We start from the raw sequence: 19,333 nt of genomic DNA, 5'->3' as shown, positions 1-19,333 counted from the left end.
GTGTTCATCTACGACCTGCCCAGTGAGCCATATTTTCGCAGGGACGGGGCGCCTTTTCCGGTCGATGACACCTTCCTGCCGTGTCAGCTCCACCAGAACAGGCTCAGCGCGGCCGTCACGCTCACGACGACAGCGAGACCCGCGAAGCCCGCGACGCGGCCATTACGCGTGTCGGCGACCCGTTGGGCCAGCACGGCGACGACCGCCGCGACCGGATGACCGATCAGCATCAACGGCCCCGGCCCGGGCGCACCGGCGAACAGGCAGACCCCGGCCACCACGAGAACGAACACCGCGAGCACGACCATCCCGGCGGCGAGCGATCCGGTCAGCCCTCGCCAGAACCGGCCGCTTCGGGGCGTCTCGGGCTCATCCGCGGGCGGTGGGGTGGTCGCGAGCTCTTCGGTGTCCGGTGACGACACGTCCTCGCCTGTCCTATCGTCGGGTCTGGAGAATCTAGGGCGCCAGCAACTCCCACGGCTGAGCCGCGGGCCCGGCCTCCTGGCCTGCCGCGCAACTTGGCCGGAAGTCGCACCATGAGCAACGGCGGCCCGGGCGCGCCGGGAACAGGACGTCCTCGTCGCCGCCGGCGTCCAGGGTATCCGTTGCCAGCCGCAGGTCTCCGGCGGTCTCGTCGGCGCGCTGGAGATGCCGCTTCAGGCTCTGCTCGGTGTGCTCCGCGGCCGCGACCGTCCCGGTGGGCACGTGGTGCAGCTCGACCTGGTAGCACGGCGTCCGCAGAGTCCTGGCGGCCGCGACCGCGTACAGCGCCAAGGCCTGCGACGAGCGCGCCTCGTACTCGTCCGGCTCACGACGGCCGGTCTTGTAGTCGATGATCACCAGTTCCCGGCCACGCTGGTCGATGCGGTCGGCGCGGCCCTCGATGATGAGGCTGGGCCCGCTGCCCGGCTCGAGCGTGACCGGCGCCGAAACCCAGCGCTCCAGCCCGACCGGATCGACGCTGACGTCGTTGTGCTCGACGTACTCCGCGACCCAGGCCTTCGCCCTGGCGCGATACCGGGCGGCCTGGTCGGCGTCTTCGAACCCGGCGTCCTTCCAGTGTTCGGCGACGAGCGCCATCGCCCGCTGCGGCACGCGCTTGACCACCGGCAGGTCGAACAACGCCCGCAAAGCGTTGTGCACCACCGCACCCAGCGTGCTGTGCGCCCACGCGCCGGTGCGTGCCGGGGACGGACGGTCCAGATACGACATGCGGTAGCGGCGCGGGCAGTCTTCGAACGTCGCGAGGCGCGCGGGCGAGACCTTCGTCAGCTTGCGCGGCGCCTCGACGCCGAAGTCGAAACCAATCTGCTCCATCGGATCACCCCGCCCGCAACGCTACGCACCCCCACCGACACTTTTCGAGGGGATCCCCGCCGAAGGGAGCAAGGGACCTTTGCTACCACCCGCGGCCGGGCGGCGGTCCGTGAAGGTCGCCTTGAGGGACCCCAGGGGTCCGTGAAGGCCTCCTTCACTACCTTCAGGGTAGGCAAGGAGGCCTTCACGGCACCCGCGTGCAATGAAAGTGTCTTTCCTTGCAAATTTTGCAAGGAAAGACACTTTCATTGCACGCGGCTGGGCGACCCCACAGGCGCCGGTCACGTGCCCGAGATGAAACCCTTCACCGAGTTCGCCACCAGCTCGACCGCGATCGCGGCCAGCAGCAGACCGGCGATCTTCGCCAGCAGCGTGATCCCGCTTTCCTTGATCAGCCGGATGACCACGCCCGAGTACCGCATGCACAGGTACAGCACGAAGTGCACCGTCACGATCGAAAGCGCGAGAGCCACGTACGCGCCGACGTGGCCATCGGCCTGCCGCACGAAGACGATGGTCGCGGCGATCGCACCCGGGCCGGCGAGCAGCGGCGTCCCGAGCGGGACGAGGGCGACGTTGACATCGTCGCCCGCCGCCTCGGCCTCGCCGCCGGTCTTGCCGGTCAGCAGCTGCAGCGCGATGAGCAGCAGCAACAGTCCGCCCGCGCCCTGCAGCGCCGGGATCCCGATGCCGAGGTAGGACAGAATCGCCTGTCCCGCCACGGCGAACAGCGAGATCACCAGCAACGACACCAGCACCGCCTGCCGCGCGGCCTTGGCGCGGAACGCCACCGACTTGCGGCCGGTCAGGCTCAGGAACACCGGCACCGTGCCGGGCGGGTCCATGATGACGATCAGCGTGATCGTCGCGCTCATGAACAGCCGCGCGTCGAAGAAGTCCGTGATCGTCACCGGGTCACGACCTGATAGCCGGTGGACCGCGCGACGAGTTCTTCGAGCGCGAGCGGATCGGTGGTCTCGTCGCCGAGGTCGATCGTCTTGTTCGTGCCGTGGTAGTCGCTCGACCCGGTGCGCACGAGCCCCAGCTCCCCCGCCAGCCCGTGCAACCGGACGCGGGTCTCCTCGTCGTGGTTCGGGTGGTCGACCTCGACCCCGGTGAGCCCGTGCTCGGCCAGCCCGGCGAGCACGTCCACGCTGATGGTCGCCCCGCGCGTGTAGGCGAAGGGATGCGCGATGACGGTGACCCCGCCCGCCGCCGCGATCATGTCGATCGCGTCCTCCACGAGCGTGTCCTGCCGCGCCACGAAATATCCGCTGCCGTTGCCGAGATAGCTGCCGAACGCCTCGTTCACCGAAGCGACGACACCGGCCCGCACCAGAGCCTGCGCGAGATGCGGCCGTCCGGCGGAACCGTCTTCGGGGAGCAGCGACATGACCTCGTCGGGATCCACCGGGAGACCGTCGGCGGCCATCCGTTCGGCCATCACCCGCAGCCGCCATCGCCGCTCCGACCGCAGCCGGGTCTGCTCGGCGACGACCGCCGTCGACTCCGGGTCGAAGAGGTACGCGAGCAGGTGGACGCTGATGTGCCGCCCGGTCACCGGGTCGACGGAGATCGTGGACAGCTCGGCGCCGGGCACCAGGGTGAGCCCCGGCGGAAGTGCCTCGGCGGCCGGGGCCCAGCCGGCCGTGGTGTCGTGATCGGTGATCGCGACGACGTCGAGGCCCGCCTTCGCGGCGGCGGCGACCAGCCCGGCAGGGCTGTCGGTGCCATCGGAGGCGGTGGAGTGGGCGTGCAGGTCGATGCGCATCGCCGCTCAGTATCGACGATGCTCCAGGTCACAGCGACTCCGGGACCTGCGCTAACCGACCTTCTTCTTGCCGCGGGCCGCACGCTGCGCCTTGATCATCGAAAAGCGCTCGGCCTGCTTCTGCTTGTCGCCGAAGACGAGCTCGGAAATGGTGTCGTAGAACTCTTCCGGCTTCGGCAGGTAGTCGATGCGGTTCAGCGCCTGGATCTGACCGGCGGACTCGACCACCATGGTCCCGTACCCCATCATCCGGCCCCACGCCGAACGTTCGTAGGTGAGGTCGGTGACCTTGGTGATCGGCATCATCAGCACCTTGGTGGTGTAGACGCCGGTCGTCATCACGAACCGTTTGTCCGTGACGACCAGTCGCTCGACCCACCACTCCATCACCACGTACGCGAAGCGCAGGATGACGAGCAACGCGGCATACCAGAGGATGTTCTGGATGACCCACGCGGCGGGCGGCAGCAGGTAGGACACCAGGACGCAGATGGCCAGCAAGGCCACCGCCTCGAAGGTGTCCCACAGCAGCACCGCCCAGTGACGGCGGATCCTGATGACCCGCCGCTCGGTGTCGAGGAGATACTCGTCTGGATCGCGTGGGGCGAACATACCGATAGAGTATCCGCCGTCCGCTAGCTGAAGACGTTGCTGACGAAGGTGATCACCGATTCGGCCGAGTCACGCAGGAAGCCGATGATGTTTCCCACGAGGCCTGCGGCCTGACCTGGCTGCGCGATCACGAAGAACAGCACCAACGCGATTCCTGCGAAAGTGAGGAGCTTTTTCGCGTTCACAGCGATCAATCCTGTCTCTTACGGTGACTGACTGCGGATACTGACCATTCATTTTGTACCGCACCTTCCACCGGCGCGGGAGAGAAGTCCCGCGCTTGGGTCAGCCGGCAGGGGGAAGTGTACCGCACGGCTACTCTCCGTGTACAGGACAGCCATTGTCAGGAAGCCCGCGTCTACCATTCGGGAATGAACACCGTTTCGGACAGCACCGTCCGCTGTGTCGGCGGCATCGCCCACGACGAACTCGGCCGGATTCTGCTGATCCGGCGCGCGAATGAACCCGGACGTGGGCTCTGGTCGGTCCCCGGCGGACGCGTCGAACCAGGCGAAACGGACGAAGCGGCCGTCATTCGCGAGATGCGCGAAGAGACCGGACTCGACGTGATACCGGGCACACCTGTCGGCAACGTCCGCCGCGGCCCCTACGACATCCACGACTACGCCTGCACGGTCACCGGCGGCACTCTCCGTGCCGGGGACGACGCCGACGACGCCCGGTGGATCGACGCCGAAACCTTGATCGAACTCGACAAAGGCGGCCGCCTGGCCGAACTCCTGTTCGTCACTCTCCGCGACTGGGGAGTGCTGCCGACCGGGTAGGCCCGAAAGACGCGGGATAAAGCGGTGCGAGAGGTGAAAATTATCCTCGCCGATGCTTTCCCGTCATCTCCGAAGAGCTGAAACGCTAACGGCCAAGACGCCGATGGGGCTCCGGCCGGGTTCGCGCAGACCGCTCACTCACGCATGCCGTCCGTCTGATCACGCGTGACGTCCGCTCAGGCACGCGAAAGTACCGCTCGGCCAGGAGGCCGCGGGTGGCCATTTGGGCTGGCCGCCAACGGCGTCTTGGGCACCTACTGGCGATCTTGCGTGACTGGGGGGACGACACACGTGATCCGACGGACGGCTCGCGTATCTGGAGCCCTGTTGTCCCTCTGTACCTACCGGCCCGAAGTCCGTGAAGGCCTCCTTGAGGGACTCTGGGTCCCTCAAGGAGGCCTTCACGGACTGGGCACACAAGGCGCGGCGTGAGCAAAGCCGGAACTCGCGTGATCAGGCACGGAACTCGCGTGAGTGCGGCGCAACGTGCTCGTGAGTGGCGATTCGGGTTAGAACACGAAACGCCACTCACGACCGGACCGGCACTCACCTGGCCGTCACAACGCCTCTCAGCCCGCCGGCCGCCGTCAGCGACCCAGCGGAAACGCTAAACCGGCAGCCAGGTCATCCGCTGCCCGTGCGGGGCCGTTCTGGCCAGCGCCCGTACGTCCGGGACGCCGGAATCCCAGCGGACGAGACCGAGCACGGCCTGGTCCACCGGTTCGGCCAGGTCGGTCCTGCCGGGCACCAGCGGCTCCAGCGCGGCGGCGTAGAACTCCTCGCTGACCCACCACAGCGGCCGGTCCGCGGCGAGCTCGCGGAGCGCCTCGATGAAGTCGGCCCGCCGCTCCCCCAGGTACGCCAGCACGTGGCTGGTCAGCACGACGAGCGGGGCGTCGGCGGGCAGAGTGGCAGCCGCTGAGGCGAGATCGTCGACGGCGTCACCGGCGATCAGCTCGGGCCGCTGCTTGCCCTGCGCCGCCGCGGCCGTGCGCAGGAGCCGGATCCGGTCCGGCTGGTCGGCCCAGACACAGGCTTCGAGCCAGGCCAGCTCGTCTTCGTCGGTCAGGTCCACCGGGGCGCGGTCGAGGCCGGCGCGGGCGGTGATCGTCAGCTTCTTCGGCACCTTCGGCGTGACGGCGCCGGGCGCGAGGTCCAGCGCGCAGTGCAGGCCGACCGCGGTCTTCGCGGGCCCGGCGGTGAGCTGTTCGCCGCCGTCGCACTGGTAGCGGTAGGCGTATTTGTCCAGGCCGAGGAGCAGGCCCGCGCTGCAGCCGACCTCGAGCAGCGCGATCTTGCCGCCCGCCTCCTTCGCCGCCGCCGTCATCGCGGGGTAGAGCAGCGCGGCCCGGCGGACCTCGTTGGTCTGCGTGTACCGCGAGGAGATGATCGCGCGCGCCTTGTCCGCCCGCTCCAGCAGGAACGAACGGAACAAGGGCCACGTCTCCGAGTCCACGCCGTCGAAACCGCCGACGGACGGGTAGTACCGCGAGAGCGGGTGGATGGGGTCGGCCTGGATGAGGCGGTGCGCGGTCGCCATGAGCAGCGTTCCGCGTGCTTCACCACCGCGGGCGTCCGTCAGCAGCCCCGCGACGTCGTCGTCCTCGGCCGCCTTCGCCGCCAGGTGCTCGTACAGCGGCGAAACACCGGCCGCCTCGACCGTCGCGAACTTCCGCAGGCGGCTCTTGATCTCATCCAGCCCGATGGGCATCGACGCGCTCCCTCTTCCCGTTCGTGACACCCGTTATTCGTGCGGCACGGGACGGCCGGGCTGTTCACCGCCCCTGGTGTCACCGTAAGACCGCTTCGGCACCATCACCTTGCGACGGAACACACAGACGATCGTGCCGTCCTGCTTGTAGCCGCGGGTCTCGACGTAGACGACGCCCCGGTCGTCCTTCGACTTCGACGGCGTCTTGTCCAGCACCTCGGTCTCGCCGTAGATGGTGTCACCGTGGAAGGTCGGCTTCACGTGTTTCAGCGATTCGACCTCGAGGTTGGCGATCGCCTTGCCGGACACGTCCGGCACCGACATCCCCAGCAGCAGCGAGTAGATGTAGTTGCCCACGACGACGTTCTTGCCGAAATCGGTGGTCTCCTCGGCGTAGTGCGCGTCGAGGTGCAGCGGATGGTGGTTCATCGTGATGAGGCAGAACAGGTGGTCGTCGTACTCCGTGACCGTTTTGCCCGGCCAGTGCTTGTAGACCGCACCGACCTCGAACTCTTCGTAATAGCGACCGAACTGCACCCATTCCTCCTGCACGAGTAACGCGGCGTGAGCCTGGAACGACAGGCCTTCGTGTTGAGGAGTACCCTCGACCATTGGTGTCGGGTCGTCAACGCGACCCACACCACTGCGTAACCGTCCGCCGAGCCGAAGGAGGTGAGGAACCCGATGTCCAGTGGCGATAGTCCGCTTCCTAGTAGTCGCAGCGTTTCCGCCTTCACATCTCGCCGGATCCCCACCTGGCAGGGCTGACGAAACCGGGAACGCTGGCCTAGCCGAGCGGCCCCCCGACCGCTTGGCCCGTCGTCTTCGCGCACCAACGCACGACGTCTGCCCAGGAGATCCCATGCCTGCCATTCCCTCGCTCGGCGGCCTTCGCGGCCGGAGCAACGGCCGCGCCAAGAGCGTCCCCGAACGCCCGCTGCCCGTCCCCCTTTCGGCGTACGTCGTCGATTGCGCGGTGTACGTGGACGGCAAGCGCCTGCCCGGCCGCTGGACGCACGCCGAGGCCATCAAGGAGGTGCGCAAACGGCACGCCGGGTTCGTCTGGATCGGCTTGCACGAGCCCGACGCGGTCCAGATCCAGGGCATCGCCGACACCTTCGGCCTGCACGAGCTGGCCGTCGAAGACGCGCTCGAAGCACACCAGCGGCCCAAGCTGGAACGCTACGACGACACGCTGTTCATGGTGCTGAAGACCGTCCGGTACGTCGAGCACGAGTCGCCCGCGACGGCGAACGAGATCGTCGAGACCGGCGAGCTGATGGCCTTCCTCGGCCGCGACTTCGTGATCACCGTGCGGCACGGGAACCACTCGGGGCTCGCGCGGCTGCGCCGCGAACTCGACCAGGATCCGGAGCGGCTCGCCCTCGGGCCGTCCGCGGTGCTGCACGCGATCGCGGACCACGTCGTCGACCACTACCTCGACGTCACCACCGCCATCGAGTCGGACATCGACGAGATGGAGACGCACGTCTTCGCGCCGCGCTCCAAGGTGAGCGCCGAGCAGATCTACTTCATGAAGCGCGAGGTGCTGGAACTGCGCCGCGCGGTCATGCCGCTCGGCACTCCGCTGCAGCGGCTCGCGGAGGGGTACACGCGGCTGATCCCGGACGAGGTCCGCTCCTACTTCCGCGACGTCTCCGACCACTTGACGACCGTTTCGGAGCGGGTCTCGAACTTCGACGAGCTGCTGACCACCCTGGTGGACGCCACGCTGGCGAAGATCACCCTCCAGCAGAACACCGACATGCGCAAGATCACCGCGTGGGCGGCGATCATCGCGGTCCCGACGGCGCTCGCCGGGATCTACGGGATGAACTTCGACTACATGCCGGAACTGCATTGGCGCTTCGGCTACCCGGTGGCGATGACGGTCATCTTCGGCGTCTGCATCCTGCTCTACCGAATATTCAGGAAGAACCGCTGGCTCTGACCTTTCTTCCCCTTTCGGTAGTTCTGGAGTTCCCTCATGCCAAGGATCCTGACCAACCTCAAGTTCTGGGCGCTGGCCTTCTGCGTCGTGTGGCTCGGCATCGTCGTCGCGATCATCGCCAAGGACCCCGCGTTCGCGCACGGCACGAAGTAGCGCCGCCGGGCTTACCCTGGAGCGCATGAAAGCGCTGGTGGTCGCGGACGAGGTCGAAGAGCGGCTGTGGACGTCCGCCGTCCGCAACCACCGGGCCGATCTCGTGATCGGCGCCGGCGACCTGCCGTACGACTACCTCGAGTTCCTGGCGGGCGCGCTCGACGTGCCGTGCGTGTTCGTCCCGGGTAACCACGACCCCGACCTGTCCGGTTACACCCGCTACGGCGGACTGTCCATGAAGGACGGTTTCCCCACGGTGTGGCCGGGACCGGCGGGCGGGGTGAACGCGGACGGCCGGATCGTCGACGTCGGCGGGCTCCGGTTCGCCGGGCTCGGCGGCTCGGTCCGCTACAACGACGGCCCCAACCAATGGACGCAGCGCCAGCAGGCGCGGCGTGCCCGGAGGCTGGTGCGCCGGGCCCGGCTCCGTCGCCTGCGTGACGGGCGGAACGTCGACATCCTGCTCACGCACGCGCCGCCGCGGCACTGCGGCGACCGCGAGGACCCGCCGCACCGCGGGTTCGACTGTCTCCATCGCACGATCGAGTTGCTGCGGCCGAAATGGTTGCTGCACGGGCACATCCACCCGCACGGCGAACCCGTGCCGGACCGGGTGGTCGGCGGGACCACGGTACGCAACGTGGTCGGGCACCGGATCATGGAGTTCGTATGAAGGACACCGGTTTTCCCCGTGCGGACGCGGAACACGACTTCCTCCGCGCGCGACGACGTCAGGTGCTGTCGCGGCTGGCGAACTGGCTGCGCGGCGAACCCGACGACGTCAACATCATGCTGCCGTTCCACGAGGTGGTCGACGCGCTCGGCTATCTCGGCGAGCGGAAGATCGGGGCGCGGGTGATCCGGCTCGACTCGATCGTCGGCAGCGTCGACCGCGGCCGTGATTTCGATCGCCGCTTCCGCCCCACGTCCGGACGGGTGCGCGAACGGTGGGAACGGCTCGCGCTCGCCACCCGGCGCGGCGAGTCGATCCCGCCGATCGAGGTGTACCGCGTCGGCGAACTGCATTTCATCATCGACGGGCACCATCGCGTCTCGGTGGCGCACGCGATGCGACTGTCCACAATAGAGGCGATGGTCACCGAGGTGCGGACCAAACTGGACCCGAGCGGGATCCGGTACCGCGGCGACCTGATCGTCAAGGACTACCGGCGGCTGTTCCTGGAACGCGTCCCGCTTTCGGGGCACGCGCGGGCTTCGGTGGTGTTCACCGATCCGTGGGACTACGCGCGGCTCGGCGAGCACGTGGAGGCGTGGGGTTTCCGGCTGATGCAGGACGAAGGGGCGTACTCGGACCGCGCGACGCTGGCGCAACGGTGGTTCGACGAGGAGTTCGTGCCGGTGGTGGCGATGCTGCGGCAGGCTGACCTGATCGGTGCGCGGACGGACGCCGAGGCGTATCTGTGGGTGGCGTGTGAACGGTACCGGCTGATCCGGACGCACCGGTGGGACGACGAGGTCTTCGAGGCGGTGCGGTCACAGTCCCGCTGACGCCCGACCACGCCGTGCGAAGGACGCTTTGCCCTCATGCCATGCGGGGAAAGTCCCCTTGACACCCCTCCCCGCGCTAGGAAAGGACCGTTCCTTGCAAATTTCGCAAGGAACGGTCCTTTCCTAGCATTCGAGGGACCTACATGTGCACGGCGACCGGCGTAGCGTCCGAAGCGTCTTCGGAAGCCTTCGCCGGAGCACCCGACCGCAGCAGCAGCCCGCAGATCACCGCACCGATGACGAAGATCCACCCGCCCCACACGAAAGCGGTCGTGTAGCTGTGCACTGCCGCTTCGGCCGCCAGCTGCGCCGAAGGCACCTTCCCGGCCGTGAAAGACGTCGCCGCGTTACCGGCCAGCGTGCTCAGCAGCGCGGTCCCGATCGAGCCGCCGACCTGCTGCGCGGTGTTGACCACTGCCGACGCGACACCGGCGTCGTGCGTGTCGACGCCGAAGGTCGCGACGCTCATCGCGGGCGCCATCGCGAGGCCGATACCGACGCCCATGACCATCAGCGGGAACAGCACCCCGCCGGCGTACGTGCTGGTGGTGTCGATCGCCGAGAGCCAGAACAGCCCCGCCCCCGCGATCAGCATTCCCAGTGACACCAACGGTTTCGCGCCGAACTTCGGCAGCAGCACGGCCGTCGCCGACGTCGCGCTGGCCATCAGGGTGGCCACCATCGGCAGGAACGCGACCCCGCTCTGCACCGGCGTGAACTGCAGGTTCAGCTGGATGTAGAAGGTGAGGAACAGGAAGATCGAGAACATCCCGATGGCGAGCAGGAACATCGCGAGGTACGAGCCGCCGCGGTCGCGGTCGAGCAGTACGCGCAGCGGCAGGAGCGGATGCGAGACCCGCTGCTGGATCGCCACGAAAGCGGCGAGCAGCACGACACCGGCGGCGAGGAAACCCCACACCGACACCGAGGACCACGAGTCGCGCTCGGCGTTCGCGAAGCCGTAGACGAGCGCGAAGAGACCGGCCGACGCGGTGATCGTGCCGGGGATGTCGAGCTTCGGGCGCGGGCCGTCGGTCTCGGAGTTCTTCAGCAGCACGGCCGAACCGGCGAACGCGATCACCGCGAAGATGATGTTGACGTACATCGACCAGCGCCAGTCGAGGTACTCGGTCAGCACGCCGCCGAGCAGCAGGCCGATCGCCGCGCCGCCGCCACCGATGGCGCCGAAGACACCGAACGCCTTGCCGCGCTCCTTCGGATCGGTGAACGTCGTGGTCAGCAGCGAAAGGGCCGCAGGAGCGAGAAGCGCGCCGAAGACACCCTGTGCCGCGCGGGCGACGAGCAGCATTTCGACGCTGGTGGCGGCGCCGCCGATCGCGGACACGATGGCGAAGCCGGCGAGCCCGACGAGGAACGCGCGTTTGCGGCCGAAGAGGTCCGCGAGCCGCCCGCCCAGCAGGAGCAGGCTGCCGAACGCGAGCGCGTAGGCGGTGACGACCCATTGGCGGGCGTCGTTCGAGAATCCGAGGTCCTGCTGCGCCGACGGGAGCGCGATGTTCACGACGGTGGCGTCGAGCACCACCATCAGCTGGGCGAGACCGATCATCACCAGGATCAGCCATCTCCTGGCGTGGTGCGGATTGGTGTGCTGCGCGGCCGCGTCCCCCGGCGGCGTGGCGACAGCGGTGGATGAGTCAGGCATACGGGCGGTTTCCTCACCGATAGTGACGAAGAAGCTATGTGGAGTAGGTATCTCCCCTTTCCGCGCCCAAGGTACACAAGAAGTGGAGAAGTGTCCTCTACTTCGTTTGTTAAGCTGGACGAATGGCTCGGGACCTTGCTCCCGCCGCACCGGCGCGGCCGCTGCGGCGGGACGCTGAACTCAATCGGCAACGCATCATCGCGGCGGCACGCGATGTCTTCGGCGAGCGCGGGCTCGAAGCGACGCTCGACGACGTCGCGCATCACGCCGGCGTCGGCGTCGGCACCGTTTATCGCCGCTTTCCCAGCAAGGAACACCTGGTCGAGGCGATGTTCGTCGACCAGTTCGAGACGATCCGTGAGTTCGCCGAAGAAGCGCTACGCGCCGAAGACCCGTGGGAGGGCTTCGCGGACTTCACCTGGCGCGCGGCCGAGCTGCACGCCGGTGACCGCGGGTTACGGGAAGTCATGCTGTCGAACGTCTTCGGCCAGGAGCGCGTCGCCGAGGCGAAATCGCGCATGGTGCCGTTGATCACACAGCTCGTCGAACGCGCTCAGGCGGCGGGTGTCCTGCGGTCGGACATCGTGCCGACGGACATGCCGCTGCTGCACCAGATGATCGGCTCCGTCATCGAGTTCACGCACGGTATCCAGCCGGACCTGTGGCGCCGGTGCCTCGCGATGCTGCTCGACGGCCTGCGCGCCGAGCCCGGCCGCGCGACGCCGTTGCCGCATCCGCCGCTGGACGTCGAAGCGCTGGAAGAAGTCATGTGCTCCTTCCGGCTGCCCAAGCTGCGCTGCTGACCCCGCATTTCGTCCTCTAAATGCGGGGACTTTCGCGTGCTTGAAGGCGCAACACACGTGATTGGACGCGGAACTCGCGTGTCCAGACGGACGGCACGCGCCGAACCCGGCGTCAGGCCCGTCGTCCGCCCAATCACGCGAGTTCCGCCTTCAGTCACGCGAGTTCCGCTTCCAGTCACGCGAGTTCCGGCTTCGAGCACGCGGCCTGGAGTTGAGGGGCCCGCATTTCGTCCTCTGGATGCGGTAGTTGCGCGCGCAAGGACCGCATCCGAGGACGAAACGCGTCAGGGGAGCTTCGGGAAGACGACGGCGGCGACCTCACGTGCCGCCGCGCAGGTGGCGTCCTCCGCCGCCCCGTCGACACCGACCACGGAAAGCGCGGCCTGCTCGACCCGGTCCGGCGTGCCCGGGATCGGCCGGTGCGTGGTCACCTGGCAGAACGCGCCGGAAGTGGCGACCTGGACCTGCCGTCCGCCCAGTGCCTCCGTCGCACCCGGCGTGGTGTCCGCGCCGACGGACAGCGAGAAGCTGACCTTGCCGCGGATGCAGTTGTGCCCGGACAGCGCCGGGGCCGGTTTGGTCTCCGCTCCGGCGGCGGCGTCGAGTTCGTGCTGGTCGAGCAGGGCGCACGGGGCAACGCGGCCCCACGAGCGCTGGTCCAGGTTCAGCCGCCCGACCTTGCGCTCGGTGATCACCCCGGCCGCGCTGCCGACGGTCGCGTCGGCGGTCCGGCAGCGGTCGGCCTGGTCGGCCGGGGCCTTGTCGTCGGAGGTCACGGCGATGGACAGCCGGATCCCGTCGGCGAAGGTGAGCAGCCGCGTGCAGGTGGTGTCCTCGTTGAACGTCGATCGCTGGACGCTGAGCCCTTCCGGCAACGGACCGGCGTATTCGTACGGCTGATTGTTCGGATCCTGCCCGGAGGTGATCGGGCCGGTGGTCACGGTGTAGCGATTGGCACCCTCGACGAATTCGAGGCGGCAGAACTCGAAAGAGGTCAACGGCGGTTTGACCGCGTTTCCGCCGCCGATCACCTTCCGCTGGTCGACAAGGCTGCAGTAATCGAGCGACGAGTATTCGCCGAGCGCCTCGGAAGCGGTCAAGGCCTCGTCGCCCGCGGTGGTCGGCGAAGGCGTCACCGCCGGTTCCGGCGTGGCACAAGCCGCGGCGAGGAACAGGCCGCAGAGTACTGCGCTGAGTCTCTTCGGGGGCACCGGAGCAGTATCGTCAAAAGATCCGGGAACACCACCCCCTACGGGCGAAGAACACAGGGTCCGCCTCGTTTTCCCAGGTGGCTTCTTTACCTCGATTTCACGCCCTTAGGGGTGCGTTTCGTTCCGCGGTGGGATGCGGCCGGGCCGCCGCGCGACGAAAATGGGTTTCACACGCAGTGATGACAGAGAGGGAAGACCCGTGACGAACCCCGTAGCCGCCCGCCTGACCCGACCGCGCCAGGGCCGCATGATCGGCGGCGTCTGCGCCGGTCTCGCCAAACGTTTCGGCACCACGCCGGGCAAGGTCCGCCTGCTCGCCGTGCTGTCCTGCCTGCTGCCCGGCCCGCAGTTCATCGTCTACCTCGTGCTGTGGCTCGCCCTGCCCGAGAGCGAGTACTGAGCCTCAGCCGTTGGGGTCGAAGGGGATGCCCGACGGCTTGGCCTTGCCGAGGTTGTACTCGAACGAGCCGTCCTTGATCGCCAGGCTCGCGCTGCCGAAGTCGGCGCGGACGAGCGTGTCGCGGATACCGGGCGGGAACCGGTCCCAGCTGACGAGATCCGGGTACTGCCAGGCGTTGTAGTGGTTCTCCGGCGGCTCGGTCGCGCTCGCGATGCGGAAGCAGTGGGTGCTCGCGCCGTCCTTATGATAGACGATCTTCGGGTGGGTTCCCTCCCAGGAGACCTTCGAGCGGTCGTAAGTCGAGTAGTTGCCGTGCGCGGACGTCGAGACGTAGCGGGCTTGGCCCTCGTTGACCCAGACGACGACGTGTTCGATGTCGTGCCGGTGCCCGCAGCAGTCGATGCCCGGGACGGCCTGGTCCTTCTCGAAGTACAGGTCGTACAGGTGGGCGCACCAGCCGTTGTTGCATTTCGACCGGGCGTAGGAGTTGGTGTTGTCGAGGTCGGACCGGTCCCGGCACTGACCGTTGAGGGCTCCGGAGTTCTTGAGTCCGGTGGCCACCGCGCCGGTGGGTGAGATCGCGGGGGTCGGGTAGCAGCCGTCGGTGTCGTAGTCGAACGCGGGCTGCCAGGTGCGGTCGGCGTCGGTCGCGTTCGACGGCAGGGCCTGTGGGGGTTCGGCCCAAGCGACGGCCGGGGCGAGCGTGGTGACGAGGACCGCTCCGACCAGGCCCTGCAGGAGACGGCGTGTCAGCTTCTTCGGCAAGGCAGGCGCCCTTCTCTCGGTACCCGGAGGATTCCCGATCACCGCAGGTGACGTAAACCGCCGAAGGTGGGGAAGCGCGTGAAGGCCGCACACGCGTGATTGGAGGCGGAACTCGCGTGATTGGGCGGCGAACTCGCGTGATCGGACGGCGAACTCGCGTGATTGGGCGGCGAACTCGCGTGATTGGAGACGGAACTCGCGTGATTGGGCGGCGAACTCGCGTGAAGGCCCCTTCCCGCGGCTGAGCCGAGGGAAGGGGGCCTTCACGCGCAACAGGACTAGTCGGTGTAGGTCAGGTTCTTGCCGCTGGCCCCGTCGAACAGCTTGATCTTGTCCGCGTCGAACCACAGCTCGACGTTCTGGTTCTCCGCTGCGGAAGACGCCGCCGAGAGGCGGGCGACGATCTGCGACTCGGCGCCCGGAACGTCCGAGGATCCGCTGTCGGCGGCGAGATCCGCGAGGTCGGACGACGACGCGGCCTCACCTTCGACCGAGAAATGCGCGAACTTCTCCGAGCCCATCGACTCGAGGACGTCGACGTGGGCGGTGAACGTCGCACCCTGACGGGCGTTGGCGTCCACCAGCGCGGCGTCCTCGAAATGCTCCGGCCGGATACCGACGATGACCTCACGCGGCGCGTCGGCGGCTTCGACCAGTTGCCGCACCCGGTCGGTGAGCGGGATGTCGCCCAGCGCACTGCGGGCCGTCCCGTTCTCCAGTGTGGCGGGCACGAAGTTCATCGACGGGCTGCCGATGAACCCGGCCACGAACAGGTTCGCCGGGTTGTCGTAGAGGAACTGCGGCGACCCGATCTGCTGCACGTGGCCCGCCCGGAGCACGACGACCCGGTCGCCGAGGGTCATCGCCTCGGTCTGGTCGTGCGTGACGTAGAGCGTCGTCGTGCCCAGCTGTTTCTGGATCTTCGACACCGAGGTCCGCATCTGCCCGCGCAGTTTGGCGTCCAAGTTGGACAGTGGTTCGTCCATCAGGAACGCCTTGGGGTTGCGGACGATCGCGCGGCCCATCGCCACGCGCTGCCGCTGCCCGCCGGAGAGGTTCGCCGGCTTGCGGTCCAGATGCCCGGTCAGGTCGAGGATCTTCGCGGCCTCTTCGACCTTCGCCCGCACGGTCTTGTCGTCGACCTTGGCCAGCCGCAACGGGAACGCCATGTTCTCCCGCACGCTCATGTGCGGGTACAGCGCGTAGGACTGGAACACCATCGCGATGTCGCGGTCCTTTGGCGCCTTCTCGTTGACGCGCTGTCCGTCGATGCGCAGTTCGCCGGAAGAGATGTCCTCCAGGCCCGCGACCATGTTCAGGGTCGTGGACTTGCCGCAGCCGGACGGGCCGACCAGGATGATGAACTCACCGTCGGCGATCGTGATGTCCACTTCGGACACCGCGAGGGCGCCGTCGGGGTACTTCTTGGACACTTTTTCGAGAACGATTTCAGCCATGGGTCAGCCCTTCACCGCACCGGACGTCAGCCCCGCCACGATGCGACGCTGGAAGAACAACACGAACAGGATGATCGGGACGGTGATCACCACGGCGGCCGCGGAGATCGTCCCGGTCGGGTCTTCGAACTGCGAGGACCCGGTGAAGAACGACAACGCCGCCGGGACCGTGCGCGAGGCCTCGGTCGAGGTCAGCGAGATCGCGAACAGGAAGTCGTTCCAGCAGAAGATGAACACCAGGATCGCGGTGGTGAACACGCCCGGTGCCGCCAGGGGCGCGATCACCTTCCGGAACGCCTGCGCCGGGGTCGCGCCGTCCATCTTCGCCGCCTTTTCCAGCTCCCACGGGATTTCCCGGAAGAACGCGGAAAGCGTGTAGATCGACAGCGGCAGCGCGAACGTGATGTAGGGCAGGATCAGCCCCGGCCAGGTGTCGAACAACCCCAGCTCACGTTCGATGTTGAACAGCGGCGTCACCAGCGAGACCTGCGGGAACATCGCGATCAGCAGCGACATCCCCACCAGCACCTGCTTGCCGGGGAAGTCCAGCCGCGCGATCGCGTACGCCGCCATCGTGCCGAGGACGACCGCGATCACCGTCGCGATGATCGCGATGCCGATCGAGTTCACCAGCGCCCTGATGAACTCCGTGGTCTCGAAGATGTCCGCGTAGTTCTGCCACGTCCATTCCGACGGGATGAAGTTCCCGTCGTCCAAGGTCTCCTTGGTCTTGAACGAAAGCGAGACCACCCAGAGCACCGGGTACAGCGCGAACACCAGGACCAGGATGTCGACGAGGCCCCACTTGAGTTTGCGGCCGGGAGTGGCCGCTCCACCGATGGCCATCAGCGCTTACCCCCATTGTCACTGCCGGGTGCGGCCGTGCCGAACACCTTGATGAAGATGAACGCGATGATCGCCACCGTGATGAAGATCAGCACCGCCATCGTCGATCCGATCCCGAGGTTCAACCCCTTGACCAGGTTGTTGTAGGTCTGCATCGACACCGACGACGTGTCCTGCGCGCCGTTGGTGAGCACGAAGATGTTGTCGAAGATGCGGAACGCGTCCAGGGTGCGGAACAGCAGCGCCACCAGGATCGCCGGCTTCATCACCGGCAGCATCACCTTCGTGAACCGCTGCCACGCCGTCGCACCGTCCATCGACGCGGCCTTCAGCAGGTCGTCCGGCACCAGAGCCAGCCCAGCCATCAGCAACAGCGCCATGAACGGCGTCGTCTTCCACACCTCGGCCAGCACGATGATCGCCAGCGAAGGCCAGTACTCGGTCAGCGGCGCACTGTCCGGGAAGAACAGGTTGGCCAGATAGCCCGTGTCCGGCGTCCAGGCGTAGTACCAGGAGAACGCGGCGACCACGGTCACGATGCCGTACGGGATCAGGGCGACGGTCCGCACGAGGCCCCGGCCGACGAGCGTCCGGTGCATGATCAGCGCCAGGCCCATGCCCAGCACGAACTCGATCACCACCGAAACGATGGTCAACCCCATCGTCGTCCCGAACGCCGTCCACCAGTACCCGTTGGACAGCACCGCGATGTAGTTGTCGAGGCCGACGAATTCCTGCTGAGCCGGGAACCTGAGGTCGTAGCGCTGCAGGGAGAGCCAGATCGAGTAGATGATCGGATACCCGGTGACCGCGATCATCACGATCGCCGCCGGGGCGCACAGCCACAATCCGAGCCTGCGCTCGGCCTTCTTTCCTTCGCTGAGAACCGGTTTCGTCTTCTTGCCCGGTTTGCTCGCGGTCGCCGAACCGGCGGTCTCCTGCACGGTCACGGGATCACTCCCTTCGACTGGAGCGCGTCGGCGAGCTGTTCCTTCAGCTTCTCCGCCGTCTTCTGCGGATCGATTTCAGAAGGCGGGGAAAGCACCTTCGACAACACCGTCGAAGCGTTCTGGTACGCCGGGGTCAGCGGACGGACCGCCGCGTCCTTGAGCGCGTCCAGGATCGTCTCCCGCATCGGGTACTTCGTTTCCATACTCGGGTTGTCGTCGCTCTGCGGCGCCGTCGCGTCGAGTGGCAGCGTGTCCGTGTAGAGCGATTCGATCGTCGGCGGGACACCGTCCTTGAGCGCGGAGAACTTCTGGTTCTTCGCGCTGCGCAGGCACAGCGCGACCTCGTAGGCCTCGGCCTTGTGCTTCGAGGTCGAGCTGACCGCCAGGTTGTAGCCACCGATCGTGGTCTTGGCGGGCTTGCCCGCTTCGAACTGCGGATAGGTGGTCCACTTGAAGTGCTTCAGCTCGTCCTTCTTCTCCTTGGCGTAGGAGGCGTAGACGAACGGCCAGTTCAGTTCGAAGGCGGCGTTGCCGCGCTGGAAGGACTGGCGGACCTCGTCCTCCTTCGAGTTGGTCAGCGACGGGTCGGTGATCCCGGCCGTGGTGACCTTCTTGAGCATCTCCAGCGCCTTGACCGCGCCCGCGTCCATCACGACCGACTTACCGTCGTCGGAAAGGATCTTCCCGCCCGCGGACTCGACGAGCGTGTTGTAGATGACGACGAGGCCCTCGTACTGCGCCCCGGTGAACACGACGTTCGCCGGTTTGCCCTGTGCCTTGAGCGCCTGCGCCTGCTGGATCATCTCGTCCCAGGTCTTCGGCGGCGTCGGCGTCAGCCTGTCGTCGTACCAGAGCAACTGGACGTTGGTGTTCTTGGTCGCCGCGTAGAGTTTCCCGTTCCACGTGGCGGTTTCGAGCGGTCCCGGCAGGACGCCCTCGGTCGCCTCGGCCTTCGCCTCGCCCGTCCATTCGTCGATCCAGCCCGCCTCCGCGAACTCCGACACCCACGTGACGTCCAGCCCCAGTACGTCGAGCGAATCGTCACCGGCGGCCAGCCGGCGCACCATCTGTTCCCGCTGGCCGTCGGCCGGTCGCGGGAGCTTGTTGTAGACGACCTCGTACCGCCCGCCCGAGGCCTTCGTGCAATCGTCCACAACGGACTGGAAATTGTCTTCGGGCGCGTAGTAGACGTTGATCTTCAGCCCGGCATCCGAACCGCAACCCGCCAGCAAGCCGGCCGTCAGCGCCACCGCGCCGAGTAGCGAGCCGGTGCGGCCTGGTGAGCGACCCCTCCGGCTCGCGCTCATCCTCTTCCCCATGAGGCCTCCTCACCCGCGCACGCCTGGGGAACGGCGGCACTAGGACGCGTTGAAGAAGCCCGCGCGCCAGCACCCCGACGTGCTAGTGCTCGGGCGGACACGCTGGAGTA

Annotated in this window: 21 protein-coding genes; 6 read left to right on the top strand and 15 right to left on the bottom strand. The window is 67.4% G+C overall.

Annotated elements, in window-relative coordinates; translation table 11 throughout:
* Window positions 1-83: 83 nt before the first annotated feature.
* From AORI_RS46420 to AORI_RS83825, 6 genes are all read right to left on the bottom strand, one after another.
* Window positions 84-422 (bottom strand): hypothetical protein, encoded by a 339-nt coding sequence (locus AORI_RS46420; RefSeq protein WP_016331483.1) that lies wholly within the window; start codon window positions 420-422, stop codon window positions 84-86.
* A gap of 34 nt (window positions 423-456) precedes the next feature.
* On the bottom strand, window positions 457-1,317 hold the full coding sequence (locus tag AORI_RS46415; RefSeq protein WP_016331482.1) for a RecB family exonuclease: 861 nt from the start codon (window positions 1,315-1,317) through the stop codon (window positions 457-459).
* 281 nt (window positions 1,318-1,598) lie between these two features.
* Window positions 1,599-2,228, bottom strand: a complete 630-nt coding sequence (locus AORI_RS46410) for a MarC family protein (RefSeq protein WP_016331481.1) — start codon at window positions 2,226-2,228, stop codon at window positions 1,599-1,601.
* Window positions 2,225-3,088: a PHP domain-containing protein gene (locus AORI_RS46405; protein ID WP_016331480.1), complete on the bottom strand. Its 864-nt coding sequence runs from the start codon at window positions 3,086-3,088 to the stop codon at window positions 2,225-2,227. The genes AORI_RS46410 and AORI_RS46405 overlap by 4 nt, the downstream gene beginning before the upstream one ends.
* A gap of 51 nt (window positions 3,089-3,139) precedes the next feature.
* Window positions 3,140-3,700 (bottom strand): PH domain-containing protein, encoded by a 561-nt coding sequence (locus tag AORI_RS46400; RefSeq protein WP_016331479.1) that lies wholly within the window; start codon window positions 3,698-3,700, stop codon window positions 3,140-3,142.
* A gap of 23 nt (window positions 3,701-3,723) precedes the next feature.
* Window positions 3,724-3,885 (bottom strand): hypothetical protein, encoded by a 162-nt coding sequence (locus tag AORI_RS83825; protein ID WP_005167589.1) that lies wholly within the window; start codon window positions 3,883-3,885, stop codon window positions 3,724-3,726.
* Between the two features lie 186 nt (window positions 3,886-4,071).
* Between AORI_RS83825 and AORI_RS46395 the strand changes: the two genes are divergently transcribed.
* Window positions 4,072-4,485 (top strand): NUDIX hydrolase, encoded by a 414-nt coding sequence (locus AORI_RS46395; protein WP_016331478.1) that lies wholly within the window; start codon window positions 4,072-4,074, stop codon window positions 4,483-4,485.
* A 607-nt stretch (window positions 4,486-5,092) separates the two neighbouring features.
* Here AORI_RS46395 and AORI_RS46390 read toward each other — a convergent pair.
* Entirely contained in the window at window positions 5,093-6,196 is a 1,104-nt protein-coding gene (locus AORI_RS46390) for a DUF2332 domain-containing protein (RefSeq protein ID WP_016331477.1), read from the bottom strand.
* Between the two features lie 33 nt (window positions 6,197-6,229).
* A complete protein-coding gene (locus tag AORI_RS46385; RefSeq protein ID WP_016331476.1) occupies window positions 6,230-6,808 on the bottom strand; it encodes a MaoC family dehydratase in 579 nt (192 codons plus the stop codon).
* A 250-nt stretch (window positions 6,809-7,058) separates the two neighbouring features.
* On the opposite strand from AORI_RS46385, the gene corA reads away from it, so the two are divergent.
* The 3 genes from corA to AORI_RS46370 all read left to right on the top strand — a co-directional run bounded on the left by corA (window position 7,059) and on the right by AORI_RS46370 (window position 9,809).
* The gene (corA, locus tag AORI_RS46380; RefSeq protein WP_016331475.1) at window positions 7,059-8,147 is read left to right on the top strand and encodes a magnesium/cobalt transporter CorA; all 1,089 of its coding nucleotides are present in this window, start codon (window positions 7,059-7,061) and stop codon (window positions 8,145-8,147) included.
* A gap of 178 nt (window positions 8,148-8,325) precedes the next feature.
* Window positions 8,326-8,973, top strand: a complete 648-nt coding sequence (locus AORI_RS46375; RefSeq protein WP_016331474.1) for a metallophosphoesterase family protein — start codon at window positions 8,326-8,328, stop codon at window positions 8,971-8,973.
* Window positions 8,970-9,809, top strand: a complete 840-nt coding sequence (locus AORI_RS46370) for a ParB N-terminal domain-containing protein (RefSeq protein WP_016331473.1) — start codon at window positions 8,970-8,972, stop codon at window positions 9,807-9,809. The genes AORI_RS46375 and AORI_RS46370 overlap by 4 nt, the downstream gene beginning before the upstream one ends.
* Before the next feature lie 139 nt (window positions 9,810-9,948).
* Here AORI_RS46370 and AORI_RS46365 read toward each other — a convergent pair whose 3' ends face one another.
* Window positions 9,949-11,472, bottom strand: coding sequence for an MFS transporter (locus AORI_RS46365; RefSeq protein WP_016331472.1), 1,524 nt, complete (start codon window positions 11,470-11,472; stop codon window positions 9,949-9,951).
* 122 nt (window positions 11,473-11,594) lie between these two features.
* Here AORI_RS46365 and AORI_RS46360 point away from each other — a divergent pair, with 122 nt between their 5' ends.
* Window positions 11,595-12,275: a TetR/AcrR family transcriptional regulator gene (locus AORI_RS46360; protein WP_016331471.1), complete on the top strand. Its 681-nt coding sequence runs from the start codon at window positions 11,595-11,597 to the stop codon at window positions 12,273-12,275.
* 284 nt (window positions 12,276-12,559) lie between these two features.
* Here AORI_RS46360 and AORI_RS46355 read toward each other — a convergent pair whose 3' ends face one another.
* Window positions 12,560-13,486 carry a hypothetical protein gene (locus AORI_RS46355; RefSeq protein ID WP_016331470.1) on the bottom strand — a complete coding sequence of 309 codons (927 nt, stop codon included), beginning with the start codon at window positions 13,484-13,486 and terminating at the stop codon, window positions 12,560-12,562.
* Between the two features lie 199 nt (window positions 13,487-13,685).
* Here AORI_RS46355 and AORI_RS46350 point away from each other — a divergent pair, with 199 nt between their 5' ends.
* The gene (locus AORI_RS46350) at window positions 13,686-13,886 is read left to right on the top strand and encodes a PspC domain-containing protein (protein ID WP_034313416.1); all 201 of its coding nucleotides are present in this window, start codon (window positions 13,686-13,688) and stop codon (window positions 13,884-13,886) included.
* A 3-nt stretch (window positions 13,887-13,889) separates the two neighbouring features.
* Here AORI_RS46350 and AORI_RS46345 read toward each other — a convergent pair whose 3' ends face one another.
* The 5 genes from AORI_RS46345 to AORI_RS46325 form a co-directional block, all read right to left on the bottom strand.
* Window positions 13,890-14,651, bottom strand: coding sequence for an NPP1 family protein (locus tag AORI_RS46345; RefSeq protein WP_016331468.1), 762 nt, complete (start codon window positions 14,649-14,651; stop codon window positions 13,890-13,892).
* Window positions 14,652-14,929: 278 nt separating this feature from the next.
* Window positions 14,930-16,108, bottom strand: coding sequence for an ABC transporter ATP-binding protein (locus tag AORI_RS46340; RefSeq protein WP_016331467.1), 1,179 nt, complete (start codon window positions 16,106-16,108; stop codon window positions 14,930-14,932).
* A gap of 3 nt (window positions 16,109-16,111) precedes the next feature.
* Window positions 16,112-16,954, bottom strand: coding sequence for a carbohydrate ABC transporter permease (locus AORI_RS46335; RefSeq protein ID WP_016331466.1), 843 nt, complete (start codon window positions 16,952-16,954; stop codon window positions 16,112-16,114).
* Entirely contained in the window at window positions 16,954-17,904 is a 951-nt protein-coding gene (locus AORI_RS46330) for a carbohydrate ABC transporter permease (protein ID WP_016331465.1), read from the bottom strand. The genes AORI_RS46335 and AORI_RS46330 overlap by 1 nt, the downstream gene beginning before the upstream one ends.
* The gene (locus AORI_RS46325; RefSeq protein WP_016331464.1) at window positions 17,901-19,223 is read right to left on the bottom strand and encodes an ABC transporter substrate-binding protein; all 1,323 of its coding nucleotides are present in this window, start codon (window positions 19,221-19,223) and stop codon (window positions 17,901-17,903) included. Before AORI_RS46325 ends, AORI_RS46330 begins: the two co-directional genes overlap by 4 nt.
* Window positions 19,224-19,333 lie beyond the last annotated feature (110 nt).

The organism is Amycolatopsis keratiniphila (assembly GCF_000400635.2).
GTDB lineage: Bacteria > Actinomycetota > Actinomycetes > Mycobacteriales > Pseudonocardiaceae > Amycolatopsis > Amycolatopsis keratiniphila.
Note: the sequence above shows the minus strand (reverse complement) of the source record. Positions and strands in the feature narration are given on the sequence as shown.